Annotated in this window: 10 protein-coding genes and 1 pseudogene; 5 read left to right on the top strand and 6 right to left on the bottom strand. The window is 60.1% G+C overall.

Translation table 11 applies throughout. The features are described from left to right. Window positions 1-338: 338 nt before the first annotated feature. From K9B33_RS08555 to K9B33_RS08545, 3 genes are read left to right on the top strand one after another with little or no spacing between them, the layout of a single operon-like run. On the top strand, window positions 339-1,598 hold the full coding sequence (locus K9B33_RS08555; RefSeq protein WP_224548094.1) for a tyrosine-type recombinase/integrase: 1,260 nt from the start codon (window positions 339-341) through the stop codon (window positions 1,596-1,598). 41 nt (window positions 1,599-1,639) lie between these two features. Then, window positions 1,640-1,999 carry a type II toxin-antitoxin system RelE/ParE family toxin gene (locus K9B33_RS08550; RefSeq protein WP_224548093.1) on the top strand — a complete coding sequence of 120 codons (360 nt, stop codon included), beginning with the start codon at window positions 1,640-1,642 and terminating at the stop codon, window positions 1,997-1,999. Further along, entirely contained in the window at window positions 1,992-2,333 is a 342-nt protein-coding gene (locus tag K9B33_RS08545; protein WP_224548092.1) for a helix-turn-helix domain-containing protein, read from the top strand. The genes K9B33_RS08550 and K9B33_RS08545 overlap by 8 nt, the downstream gene beginning before the upstream one ends. Before the next feature lie 101 nt (window positions 2,334-2,434). Here the strand turns inward: K9B33_RS08545 and K9B33_RS23145 are convergent, their stop codons facing one another. The 5 genes from K9B33_RS23145 to K9B33_RS08520 all read right to left on the bottom strand — a co-directional run bounded on the left by K9B33_RS23145 (window position 2,435) and on the right by K9B33_RS08520 (window position 8,565). Further along, a complete protein-coding gene (locus K9B33_RS23145; RefSeq protein WP_224548091.1) occupies window positions 2,435-3,340 on the bottom strand; it encodes an ArdC family protein in 906 nt (301 codons plus the stop codon). Window positions 3,341-3,452: 112 nt separating this feature from the next. After that, a complete protein-coding gene (locus tag K9B33_RS08535; protein WP_224548090.1) occupies window positions 3,453-3,965 on the bottom strand; it encodes a sigma-70 family RNA polymerase sigma factor in 513 nt (170 codons plus the stop codon). Beyond that, window positions 3,962-4,450 (bottom strand): hypothetical protein, encoded by a 489-nt coding sequence (locus K9B33_RS08530; protein WP_224548088.1) that lies wholly within the window; start codon window positions 4,448-4,450, stop codon window positions 3,962-3,964. The genes K9B33_RS08535 and K9B33_RS08530 overlap by 4 nt, the downstream gene beginning before the upstream one ends. Before the next feature lie 220 nt (window positions 4,451-4,670). Further along, window positions 4,671-5,591 (bottom strand): HEPN domain-containing protein, encoded by a 921-nt coding sequence (locus K9B33_RS08525; RefSeq protein WP_224548086.1) that lies wholly within the window; start codon window positions 5,589-5,591, stop codon window positions 4,671-4,673. A gap of 355 nt (window positions 5,592-5,946) precedes the next feature. Next, window positions 5,947-8,565, bottom strand: a complete 2,619-nt coding sequence (locus K9B33_RS08520) for an AAA family ATPase (RefSeq protein ID WP_224548084.1) — start codon at window positions 8,563-8,565, stop codon at window positions 5,947-5,949. A 249-nt stretch (window positions 8,566-8,814) separates the two neighbouring features. On the opposite strand from K9B33_RS08520, the gene K9B33_RS08515 reads away from it, so the two are divergent. Both K9B33_RS08515 and K9B33_RS08510 read left to right on the top strand, forming a co-directional pair. After that, window positions 8,815-10,179: a hypothetical protein gene (locus K9B33_RS08515; protein WP_224548082.1), complete on the top strand. Its 1,365-nt coding sequence runs from the start codon at window positions 8,815-8,817 to the stop codon at window positions 10,177-10,179. Window positions 10,180-10,680: 501 nt separating this feature from the next. Beyond that, window positions 10,681-10,833: pseudogene (locus K9B33_RS08510) on the top strand (LysR family transcriptional regulator); the annotation flags it as partial. Between the two features lie 36 nt (window positions 10,834-10,869). Here the strand turns inward: K9B33_RS08510 and K9B33_RS08505 are convergent. Further along, the gene (locus tag K9B33_RS08505; RefSeq protein ID WP_224548081.1) at window positions 10,870-13,011 is read right to left on the bottom strand and encodes a P-loop NTPase fold protein; all 2,142 of its coding nucleotides are present in this window, start codon (window positions 13,009-13,011) and stop codon (window positions 10,870-10,872) included. Between the last annotated feature and the right edge of the window lie 11 nt (window positions 13,012-13,022).

Below are 13,022 nucleotides of genomic sequence, written 5' to 3'. Positions count from 1 at the left end.
CCGGCTTTACGGCCGACTCACGTCATTATTGGAAATGCTTGATGGCCTCCCGCGCTTGCGCTTGGGAGACTTTCGGGCGTCCGTCCCCCGGACGGCCGCTTTTCCGAAAATCTTGGTCGGGACGAGAGGATTCGAACCTCCGACCCCCACACCCCCAGCCCGCCTTTTTGATGGTTCCTAATGCTCCGAAATTAAACGATAAACCTTGAAAAATGGGGTCTTTTCTGCCAGTCTGCTGACATCTCTGGTGGTGCAGATTGTCCCGTTATGTTCCGCTCTGTTGCAACAAGTTGCACCACCAGTGCACCACCAGAACGATACGATTCGGGATTTAATTTTTGGCAGGCGAGGCCGGAATAATGCGAACTGCTTTGACACAATCCATGGTCGATAAGTTTCCCATATCGGTTAAGGTCAAAGATTATAGGGATGCCCGGCTGAAAGGCTTGATCCTGCGCGTAACGCCCGCCGGTGTGAAGTCATTCTATTGCGAATATGCGCGGGGCAAGCGGGTGTGGCTGGGCAGGGCCGATGCGGTGGGTTTGTCCGAGGCCCGCGAAAGCGCCCGCGTCATACTCTCTGAAGTCTATCGCGGCATTGATCCTATCGAAGCTCGTAAGCCCAAGCGGGAGGTGCCGACCTTCCGCGCTTTTCTCGATGGCGACTATGGGCTTTGGGCCAGGGCCAATCAAAAAGCGCATAAGCAAAACCTCAACCGGCTTGCGACCGCGTTCAAGGTCCTGCTGGACAAGCGCCTTGATGCAATCACCGCTCTGGATGTCGAACGCTGGCGTGGAGGCGAGGTCGAACGCGGGTTGAGCCTCGAAACCATCAACCGGGATGTTTCCTCAATCAAGGCCGCGTTCAACCGCGCGGTGGAATGGGAATTGCTTGGGACCAATCCACTCGCCAAGGTCAAGAAATCGCGCACCGACAATTGCCCCAAAGTTCGCTATCTCTCCTACGACGAAGAGGCCCGCTTGCGAGCGGCGCTCGATGCTCGCGAAGAGCGCCGCTGCGCTGAGCGCGATTCGGCTAACCGTTGGCGGAGCGAACGCGGGTATGAATTGCTGCCGAGCCTGCGGCAGCTGGCCTTTACCGACCATGTGAAGCCGCTGATTCTGCTCTCGATCAACACGGGCTGCCGTCGCGGCGAACTTTTCGATCTCACCTGGGCTAATGTCGATCTCGACCGGCGTATTCTGACCGTGACGGGTGCGACCGCGAAATCGCGGCGAACGCGCCATATTCCGCTCAATCGCGAGGCCATGTTCGTTTTGCAGGGCTGGCGCGCGCAAGTGGAAAGCACCGACGGGCTGGTTTTTGTCAACGACGCGGGCCAGCGGTTTGATCGCGTCAATTTCTCGTGGCGGCATTTGCTCAAGGATGCGGGCATCACCGCCTTCCGCTGGCACGACATGCGCCACCATTTCGCCTCGCGGCTGGTAATGGGCGGGGTCGATCTCAACACCGTGCGCGAACTGCTTGGGCATAGCGATTATGCGATGACGCTGCGCTATGCCCATCTCGCGCCCGAACATAAGCTGAAAGCCGTGGAAGTGCTGGTCAGCACCTCGCCATTTGCAGCGGCGGCATGATGCTGCACGCGGATTGACCTTGTTGGCAGATTTGACTACATATGGCGAAATCACGTAACACGCTCCGCACTGTCTCTTGGATCAAGGCGGCGCGAAGAGATTTTGAGGCGTTCCCTGCGCGTGCCATGGATCGGGCATTGGATGCCCTGACCGTGGTCGCCGATGGCGGAACGCCGGACATTGCCAAGCCGCTTGCCGGTCTGGGTGCCGGTGTGTGGGAATTGGCGATCAAAGAGCGCGGCGACGCCTTTCGGGTCGTCTATGCGCTACAAATGGGCGACGACATTTGGGTGGTTCATGCCTTCCAGAAGAAATCGACCAAGGGAATTGCGACGCCGCGCCACGAGATCGATCTCGTGCGCGAGCGGATCAAGCGGCTGAAGGAGATGCTCGATGGCTGACCATGATGACGATTTCGAACTGATTCGCGGTTCGGGCAATGTCTTTGCCGACTTCGATCAGCCCGATGCCAGCATTCGGCAGTTTCGTGCGATCCTTGCCGCTGAAATCGTCAAAACGCTCGATGCCGAGCGGCTGACGGTTCGGGATGCCGAAGCGCGCACCGGCATATCGGCCGCCGATTTTTCGCGTATCCGCCAAGTCAAACTGGAGCGATTCACCATCGACCGGCTGTTACGGATCCTCGACCGGCTCAACCGGGACGTTCGGGTGAAGATTTCCGTCGCGCCGCGTGCGGGTGGAAAGCGGGCTTCGATATCAACGCTTGCTGCCTGAAACCAATTAGCCGCGATCGAAGGGAGCGGCCCGCGCATGGGGTTGGTGAATGGGACAAGCGAAGGGGCCGCCCCTTCTTGGGGCGGCCTCATCAAAATAATCTACGCCGCTTTCTCGATCGCTTTTGTGGGCGCCAGTTGGTGCAGATAGGCAACGGCGCGTTCGGCATGGGCGGCGGCTTGCACGATGGCGCGGGTGTCGTTTTGCAGCACCTTGATCCAGCTTGCGATGTAGCTGGCATGATCGGGGCGCGGCTCGATACAAAGCCCAAGATCGGCGGCCAGGAAGGCAGCGCCTAATTCCGCTACTAACTCCTCCCGTGCATACCCTTCATCTCCCCACTTCTCGCGCCCGAATGAGCGATCAAGGCGGCTCTTGTGCCGAGTCCAATGGACAGTTTCATGCCCCCTCGTGGCGAAATAGCCGTGGGCATCATGGAAGGCGACGAAAGGTGGAAGCTGGATGCGGTCGGCTGATGGGATGTAATAGGCCTTGTCGCCGCCATGGTTCACGGTTGCGGGGATGCTGGCAAAGAATGTCTCGGCGGCTTCGATGCGCTCCATCTCCGGCGCGGGCTCCGGTATGATATGGAATCGTTCGGGCAAGCCGTCGATCTGCGCCACGTTGAACACGGTATAGGTCTTCAGAAAACGGAAGCCCTGTTCCCGATCCTCCCCACTGGCATCGTCATGCACGGTCTTGGTGCTGTCGCCATAATAGACCACGGTTGCGCCATGCTCCCCTTTGCGCACCTGCGCGCCCAAGGCTTGCGCCTGCTTGTAGGTCATCCATGACGGGCTGACGAAACCGGATGCCTGCGCCTCTATCCACAAAAGAAGAACGTTGATGCCACGGTAGGGCTGGCCGGTGGCGCGCAAGGGGCGAGCCTGACCGGACTTGGCGATGTCGCCGCCGCTCCACGGTTTCAGCCAGGGGCGGCGAGGGGCGGAGAGAGTGGGGGCAAGGTCCGGTGCCGGGGGTGGCGCGGGCGCAGCGAAGCGAGCCACGGCCTCAAAGCGGCACCTTGCAGGGAGAGAGAGGCAGAGCCTCTTTCTCCCTCCGGAACTGTGGAAAGGGTGCGCCGCTGGCGGCGCTCAATCGTGAGCTTAGGAAGCCATTCTACAATCGATGCACAGAAGCCGTCCTGCGGCACCGTGCCAGGGCGCGCGTCATATGATATTCGACGCCACTGTAGCCGATGCCGACCTGCGCGGAGATCTCCGCATAGGTCATGCATTTCAGGCGGTGCATGAGGAAGATGCGGCGGGTCTTGCGTGGCATGGCCAGCAGTGTCCGTCGATAGACCCTCCGGATGTCTCCCTCCTCGATTCTCCAGGGCTGCTCGGGAGGCGCCGGTGCATCCCGGCCTTCGTCGATGGGACAGGTGACGATGTGTGCCGACGCCCTGCGACGCGCGTGGCTGATAAGAAGGTTGCGCGCGCATCGGGTGAGATAGGCTGGCGGATTCTCGATGTGTTCGACAACGCCCGCAGCAAACAGCTTCACGAACACCTCCTGCGCGAGGTCGGGGGCATCGTCCCCTCCCACCCGCTTTCGGAAGAAACGCAGGACCCGCGCATATTCTGCCCGGTAAAGTGCCTCGAAGGCAGCCGGGGAACGGGAGGGGGTCATTGCCTTGCCTCCCGACGTTCGCGTTCATTCAGGGGCGCGTCGCGCGAGGCGCGGTAGAGCGTGATGCCCGCCTCGATGCGATCGAGGATGAAGGTGTCGCGCTCGATCCTGGCGATGCGGATGTCGGCCTTGGAGAATACATCGATATCGACCGCGCAACGATTGCACAGTTCGCTGTCGATGACATCGCGCGCCCGCTGCCAGCAGCGCTCATCCTTGAAGACAGGATGGTTGACGACGATCCAGAATTCATAGTCCGAGAACTGGATCGTATGCCGATCTTCGTACCATGATCGGCGCGCATAGGGACCGATAAGGATGATTCGCCTGATCTTCCCCGGCTGGGGTGCCTGAACTCGTTCGGGCTCGAAACAGGCGCGGATGATCCGCGCGATGCGTTCGATCTCGTTCTGTTTGCGCCGGACCAAATGGTTGACGCGCGCCATCACCACTTCGCGCGCGTAAACGTCGGTAGGGGGTGTCATTTGCAGCTCGCACACCGGCGATCCGCGCATTCGGGCGCGGATAGTGCAAGCGGTGTCCACTGTGCGCCGCCATCGCGGCTTGCAGCAACTGCCCGACCTTGGCGGCCGGACCTACATGATGCCTGGCAGGATTATCCTCGAGATGGCCGCCAGTCCTTCCATCCCGTGCCGTCGAATATGCCAGAAAGGAGGGGGCCGGACAAGACGGCGGGCGGAATCGCTATTTCCCGGCGGCGGCCTCCAGTTCCGCGATCCGTTCCGAGCAGACCTGATGGACGACGCGGCCAAGTTCCTCGACCCGTTCACCGAGCCATGCCAGTTCTTCCGTGCTGATCCGGTAGTGCCGGGAATAGCGGGCCTTGGTGTAAGCCTCTTTCAGCTTCTGGAACATGGCGCGTTCGCGACGTGTGGCTTCTGGCCAGATGCCGTAGAGGCGGCGATCCAGCCCTTCGGCCAGCGACCGCAGGAAGGCGATGTTGTGGTTGTGGGGCGCGTAGAAGGTCAGGGTGAGGAGCAGGCCCTGATATAGACCTTCAACAGCTTGATGCAGATTGAAAGCGGCCTTTTTCCAGCTGCGTCGCTCCATACAAAATTTATAGATCTCGAGTTGCTCTGCCGCGCTGGCGACATGCTCTTCGAAATACTCTCTCGCCGTCGTCAGCGCCTGCTGGGGTGTCTTTGGCTTGGGCGTCGCCAGTTCGCTACCGTCCGTCTCGTAGAGCGCAATCCCGTCCTTGGCGACTTCCATAAAGAAGACGCGGCCATGGGCGAGGCCGTCATTCACCTCGTGCAGCGAATGGACGATGAAATTGACCGGCGTGCGCAGCGTCTTCTCGATCGTGTAGGCCCGGATCAGCCGCTCTTCGGCCTTGGCCCAGTATGCCGCCCGGTCGGTCAGTTCCTTCTGGCTGACGATGATGAAGATATCGTAGTCGGACTTGTACTGGTTTGCCGACAGTGGCGCATCGACCCAGTCGCCCCGCGCGTGGCTCCCAAACAGCACGATCTTGAGGATGCGCGCGCCCTTGCGAGGCCCGGTGGCATTCCCGATCGCGTCACGAAATTCTTCGAAAATGACCTCGACGATGCGCTCAAGCTCGCGCTGCTTGGCCGCAGGAAGATGGTCGATATCAGTGCGCATTGCCAAGATTCTTTCGGCATTCGCTGTTGTTTGGCAAGCGCAATCGTTGCAAGGCTATGGCTTAATGATCAAACCGTTCGAAACCCCTTGTCCGCAGTCCATTCATCGGGAAGGCGGAGTATGAACGACTGAGGCAGGGACTTTCCTGCCGTTCGTGAGGAGTGCGTCGAATGGCCGGTTTTGTCATGGAAGCCGACATCCGCGATCGGCCGATCTTCAGCGCAGAACCACAGCGCGGGCCGCTTGCTCACGGGCAGCTTTGAGTCGGCAGAGGTGAAAAGCGGCTATCCGGGAGCGTGTCAAAACCGCTCGGTTTTGACACAGTTTCAGCAGATGCTCTGTCCGGAGCGCCGGATTAGGCAATTGCTGCCTGGCGAATCCGCAAGTTTTCTGCCCAATCCTTCAGTTCCCCAACGTGTTTCAGCAGATCGTCGGGCGGCGGAGGTGATGCATTGCGTCCTCGTGAAGGATCATGGGCATCGGTGATATCGCAGCAGATTTTGAAGCCTGCAGCCCAAGATGCCGTATCGGCTTCGGTAAGAACAGTCACGCGCTTGAGGTTCTTTGCGTCGATGTAGTCGCGATGCCGGTTGATGACGTTACAAAAAGCTCGATCCTCAAGAGCACGCTCCCAAGTACTTCGCAGACGGTTGTAAAAATTGGCTACAGCAGCGGCATAGCCGTCATCGTCGTGGGCCTCGTACAGTAGGCGCGCGGCACGGGCATCCTTTTCAAGATTGTCCAAACGTTCGGGAATTTTCTGTCCTGCCCAAGGGAGTCCTTCATGGACCACGCCGGCACCGGCGGCAGTCTGTGTCAGGGAAATCTCTTTGGTCGGAACGCGGCGCTGGCGCGCTAGGGTTTGTAGATCGTTGAGAAACACCAGATCGTGCGTGAACACGACGATCTGGCGAACGGCGGCCTCTTCGATCAGGCGCTCGGCCACCTTGCGGCGCCAACGATGATCCAAGGACGACACTGGATCGTCGAACACCAGACATGACGCATGGCCGGCTGTTGCCAGCTCGGCGAGGAAAACGGCCAAGGCGACGCAGGTTTGCTCGCCCTCGCTCAGCACGGAATGGACCTTCGCCCGATCGTTGGCGAACAATTTCACTTGATATTGCGGCGATCCATATTTCCCGCCGGAGCGGACGATATCGACCCGCACGCGGCTAGCTGCCAGCTTTTGGACTTCCTCTTGAAAGCGATCGCGCATGCGCGGTGTGATGACCTGATCGGCGATGCCGTTGCCCAAGGAGGTGACCGCATGGGTGGTTGTCTCGGTCAAACACTTCGACAATCGAGCGAGTTGCACGAGGCGATCGATCTCCAAGCGCGCCTTTGGCAAAAGCACGTTGAGCGCCTTACGGTCGTGAAGGGCATTACGTTCGTCTTCCAGCACCTTGCGACCGGTGGGATCGGCCGCGGCCGTCAGTTCGCCGGCGTAGCGCTGCATATCACTCACCACTTGGCGCACCGCCGACACCGGATCGGGGGCGGCATCGGGCATGTGAACCGTGCCGGTCTCATGCACGCTATCGAGCGCGATGCGCCGGCGCAGTCGCGCTGCGGCGAGCGCGCGCAGCACAGCTGCCCCCGTTGCTTTCGATTTAAGCGTAAGCTGACGACGCAGCGGAAAGGCGGCGATGCGGATCGGCGCGGCCTCAAGTGCGCGTAGCGCCGTCTGAAAATCACGCTCCGCTTCGCCGGCTACCTTCTCTGTATCAGCCTGCACGAAGCGCTCGAACGCGCCCATCCGGGCCAACGCATCCTCTGGCAGCGTCTGTAGGCACAGCACGCAATGCGCGTCGGCCGTGTTGGGTGGAAACGGCTGCCCACGATAGGCCACCTCGACCGAGTAGCGGCGCGCCGCTTCCCAAAGAGCGCGCCAGATGTTTTCGCCTACACCTGGGATTACGGCGTCGCCGAACGCGGTTTGGGCTGCCAGCTTCGCGGCAGCACGCTTATCGCGCGCGTCCTCAGCTAGGGCCAGTAAGCCTGAAAGCGGCTCATCTGCTGTCTTGGCGAGCGTGACTGCCAAGTCGTCGGCAAAACGCTGCAGGGCCTGTGCGGCGGCGCGCTGCTCGGCCGCGGCGCGAAGGGGATCGCGCGCTAAGTCCTCATTAAGCTGGGCGAGCCGACCCTCTTCGTCTTCCGAAAGCTGAGCCATCGCCTCGAGCGGTGCCAGCTTCGTGTTGGCTTTCAGGTTTGATAGGACCTTGCCGACAGGAGTGTCGGCGCTGAAGGTGGGTTGGAGAAAAACTGCGTCCTGCGCGCCCTTCAGCCGCGTTTGCTCAGCGTTCAAGGCCTCTTTCACCGCCTGACACGCCGCGGCCAACTCATCCGGCACATCGAGTCCGAACGGGCGGAAAGCGACCTCGTTTTCGTTACGGACATGGACGGTGGCGCAGTCTCGGTCGAAGACGCTTACCGCCGACAGTACGGGGTGCGGCTTGCCATCGTTGACCCATGCTATTGGCGCGGCCGGGGTTGTCCCCTCGCTATAGGTAATCGCCGCTGATGCGACGCCTGCGGCCGCGGGATCGAAGGCATTGGCAAGCAGATCGCCAACGAAGCGCGCACGACAGGCACGCTTGAGGATACGGGCGTAACCCGACTTGCCGACACCATTATCCCCATAAACAACGGTGATGCCGAGCGGGGCAAAGGGAAGCGTTTGACCGACCGCGAGACGGTTAACCCCGGACACTTGGGCTATGGATGTTAGGGTGATCGCCGAACCAGCCGTTGCCGCTGCCGGTATATGCGCGGCAGTTAGCGGTACCGCTTCTAAGGCAATGTCATCTGCGCCTTGGCCCTTTAAACAGAGCTGAACCAGTTCCGCCTTGTCGTCTTCTGATAACTTTCCTTTTGCGACGATACGGCGAAGCGCGTCCCGCTGCCACGCAGGCCTATTCGACGACCACTCAAGAACAGTCTCGAAAGCAGATTTAGGCTGCGCAGTCGCCATCAATTAAGCCCCCTTTCGGAGCCAATCGCTATTTTCTATTGACGCCGCCTGCTCACTATAACTGAGTTGGCTACACCATCAAGCAACCGCCTGCCTAAGCAAACTTAGTTCCCCCCGTTACAGCACCCGCCGGCCAGTTCGAGTAGGTGAAGACATCACCCTGCTAGGATCGATTATCGGCATACGCGCCTGGTTTCTTGCGCTTTCCCGAAACGAACCTCATTTTGGCCGCATAGGGAGTTCCAACTGGTGCAATACCCGATCACGATTACGCCGAACGAAATCCTATCGATCCTCGAACGCCTCCACCCGGACAGCCTCTTGCTGGTGCGCGATGAAACGGGGCTCGACGAGGAAACCAAGAAGGCGCTGTGGCGCAAGGTCGCCTTTTCGTACGATCCGCCACGTCGGCTTGCGACAGTCGAATATTTGCTGCTGATCATGCACGAGGCCTGCGAGCACGGTCGCGCAGCCTATCTCACCAAGGTCTTCTTCCCTTGGGTCGGTATCAAGCGGCGGCTGCACGACCAGGTCATGCGCATCATCGACGACATTGTTCGCACCAATGAGATCGAAGCTTATTCCACGGATGATGCCGCGCACATCGCAACCAAGGTCTACCGGCCGCTGGTGTCGGATGTGTTCGACCCGTACATGACGCTGCTCGTCGCGACCTATGCCTTCATTGAGGGCTCGTTCGTCGATATCGAAACCAGCAATCTCGGCGCGCAGGAGCGCAGCAAGGCCGAGATGGTGCAATCGCGGATCAGGCAATCGGGCGGACCGGCGAATTTGCTCGAAGGCTATGATCCGATCGTCCGCAATGCACTGTCCCATACGGGCAGCGAAGGAGTGCTTTACGAGCCCGGTTCGATCCTATTTCGCAATATCAAGCGCGGATTGGCGCCGATCGTGGAATCACGGCGATGGAGTCATGATGACCTGCACAGTCACGTCATCGCCCTTATCGAACTGGTTATGTCGATCGATGCCGCCGTCGAGATCTATGGGATCGATAGCGTCGACCTAGCCAGCGGGCGCGACGTAACCGATCAATTTGTTTATCATGTGCTCAAACGCGAGGAGAGGCTGGCGCTGGGCGCGTCGCTTGGCGACAAGCTGAAAGACCTCCAGACTATCGAGACCATCCCTCAGGCGGAGCGCCTCGACCTGCTGGGCAAGATCCTGTTCCTGCAGTGCGCCGAGCGCGACATCCCGTGTACCAGCGTCGCTTTCAACACCGAGGACAAGACCTGCTTCGTTACCGTGCCGATCGACGCGAAGCCGGTTTCCGATGAGGAGATTCGAAGTTCGGTCATGCCGCTCATCCGCTACTTGATTATTGCACGCGCCGTGTTTGGCGAATTGTTCGATCGGTTCGTGGTCAATGGTCAGGTGGCCGGCGTGAACGCCATCAAGGTGGCATTGCCCGCCGGGCCCTTAGATGAATATGCGGCAGAGCAGGCCGGGTTGGTCGATCTCCTTGGTGATGCGCAGATCTGGCTGAACGAAACACCTATCTCCTTCATCCTAGACTTCGATGCGCTGGCAGCGGCGGAGGATCGGACACTCGGGCCACGACTTCCACGCCGCGGCCGGCCGATTTCGAACTGAGTTGGGCACGCCCAGCCCGCAGCGCATTCGCTCGGCTCCGTTCAACTCCCGCAACGTCTGCGAGCCGGTCTGCCCCGCCCCAGACACGGGATTCTGGCATTTGTAAGGTCCACGAAAGACAAGAGTCGGGCTGGCGTCGCAACCCGGTCGGTTGTGACACTCAGAACAATGAATGGCTTCCTGAGGGTCCACAGATGTCAGAAGCTCGTGTCAGAATGTCCGCTCACGGGATCAGCGGCCTGCCCCCGATGGCCGAAACAAGAGCGCGCCCATCCCGCCTGTTATGTCTATACCCCCGAGGTCGACGACACGTCCGAGGCCGGCAAGATCTTTTTCCTTGAAGGGGTCGGAATCAACTGCGTGAAAGCCGACTATGCCGAAATCTATGAAAGCCCTTCCTGAGCGGCGTGATCTCTTACCTCAGGCGTGGCGCCCGAGCCGGCAAGAGAGGGGAAACCTTCCTTTGAGAGCGAGAACTTGGTCTTGCCCTACCACTTCGGCCCTGCGTTGCAGGACATTCACGAGGCGAAGGAGACTGTGCGATCGCAGCGGGAAGTGCCTTCTGGAACCTTGCGCATCAATGCCTTCCCCACAGCCGCGCGCGAGATCATGGCACCGCTTACGCTGGAGTTCCTGTGCCGTTATCCGGCCATTCAATCTTGCCGTTGAACGGCACGATCGCGTCCAGCGTTACCAGTCACCATGTTCGTCTCGATACTCCCAAGCCTTCAGGAATCGACCAACGGTTTCAGCCTCCACTGAATCCTGCTCAAGCCGCGGTTTTAGCGCGACAAGGTTCGCGCGAAACCTATCCGGATCCATGAAAGCGTCTAGACCTGACACGGATGCCCGGTCGGAACGCACGGAAACCAGATCCTCCGAACTCTGTCCCCAAGAGTGGGAAGTGAATTCGCGGGCAAGCATGACTAGCGATTCGTCCTCCTCGATCAGTTTGGCCATCCACTCCCTGAGAGAGGCGTCATCATCGAGAAAGTGTCGCCAGAGATACAAGGGTCGAAGCAGGTCCGGCATCCTGATCAGGGACCCGTCAGATGCCGCAATTGTGATCCGCTGAAGGAAGAGATCGCGTATTGCGTTGGTGTCGGCGTCAGTCAGCAGGCAGGCGTCCTCTTCCTTGGGTTGCTTACCCTCCTCTGTGGGATGTCGTTGTTCCCATGCCGATGCGGTCAGGCTGCCAAGCCAGACGAGCGGAGCATCCCTGACGGCGGCGAGCAGGATCCGTGATCGCTCCTCCAGCGATGTCCGATCCATCAGCACACGGTTCAGCAGCCAGCGAATGCGCAGAAGGTTGTTGCCGATGGACCATCCCCTTGCCTGATCGGCATCGACATTCACTTCAGCCGCGGCTGAGAACACCGCGCGGAGGAAGGGCTCCGCAGCTGCGATCGGGATTTCATCGCCATGAGATATCAGAGCGTCGAGCCATGCCATCGCTCGCGTGGTTCCATCGCGCCGTGACTGCGTGACGGCCGACTTCAATAATGTGGAGATCCGTTCCTCGTCGGACGCATGCTCCAGCACCTTGGTCAATTCCTCCTTGGATATGGCGTCCGGATCGATGGACATGCGGAAGTAGGTCTGAAAATACTTGCTAGATGCGATCCTGCGATCCTTGTCGTGCCGGTCGCCACCACCATGGATCGTGTTGCCCCAGATCGAATCGAGCCGTGGAAAGAGGCGGACTAGCGCGTCGCGATAGCGCTTCGGATTCTCAATATTCGGCAGCAGGATTGCATCGAGCCGCTCGGTGCCCTCGTTACGTTCGAAGTGGTCTCGGGTTGCCTCGCAGACCAGTGACTGATTGTCGCGGATCGCCCGGTAGATGGAGGGCTGGAACAGGCGCATCGCCTCGATGGCTAAGAAATCGCCGAGATCGACCTCGCCTTCCACCGCGGGCCAGGTGATGCTCAACGCGTTGGTATACCGGGTGGCATCCCTCGGCGTCCGTATCTCGGGCGCGACCGCAGCGTGGAACATGTTCATCACATGGACCAGGCGCTTGTCACCGATCCCGCCGACGATCACGTCTATGTTCGCCACAAGGATCCGGTGTACGTCGGAGGCGATCGGAGCGGGCAACTCGAAGGCCACCTGCACGATCTTCTCGAGATAGTGTGGCCCCTCCGACGGGAAGCGCTCGGCGACCACCCGCTCGGCGAGTTCACGATCGAAGGACAGGACGTAGATCACGTTGGGCAGTCGTCCGACGGACTTCACCATTCGAAACATCGCGAGCGCCTCGTCCGGCGCGAGACGGTCGATATCGTCGATCATCACGACAAACCGCTTGGGCTGCTTCGCCAGCGCTGCCCCCAATTCCGCGTGCAGCTTCTCGACGCTCTCACCGTCCTCGATCATGCCACCCAGCCATCCCATTACGCCCGAGGCAATGGCGCCGGCGCCGGCAGCACCGGCGGCGTCCGCGATCGGGGCAACAGCCCCGCCCGCGTTGAGCAGGCGCGCGCCGAGCTTGGGGAGGATCTTCTTAGCCTTGTTACCGAGACTGGGCTTCGTAGCTGAATAGAGTTCGCGGAAGAAGGCGAGCACCAGCGCCTCCTCTCCCCGGAACCACCAGGGATTGAAATCCACCACCTCGATCTCGCCTGCAGCTGACGCGTTGGCGAGATGGTGCTTCAGGAGATTGATCGCGCTGCTCTTGCCCGATCCCCATGGTCCGTTGAGGGCAATGACCACGCCGTTCGGTGAGCGCATGGTCTGAACGCTGCGTGCGAGCGACTGCACGAAGCCGTCGATGCCGAACATATCCTGTTCAGGCTTGCTGATCGGGTTGTCGCCATAATCCGCGTCCATCAGCGATCTCC

Origin of the sequence: Sphingobium sp. 3R8, assembly GCF_020166615.1 — a bacterium.
GTDB classification, from domain to species: Bacteria; Pseudomonadota; Alphaproteobacteria; order Sphingomonadales; family Sphingomonadaceae; genus Sphingobium; species Sphingobium bisphenolicum.
The sequence above is the reverse complement of the archived record's forward strand: the minus strand, read 5'-3'. Positions and strand labels throughout refer to the sequence as shown.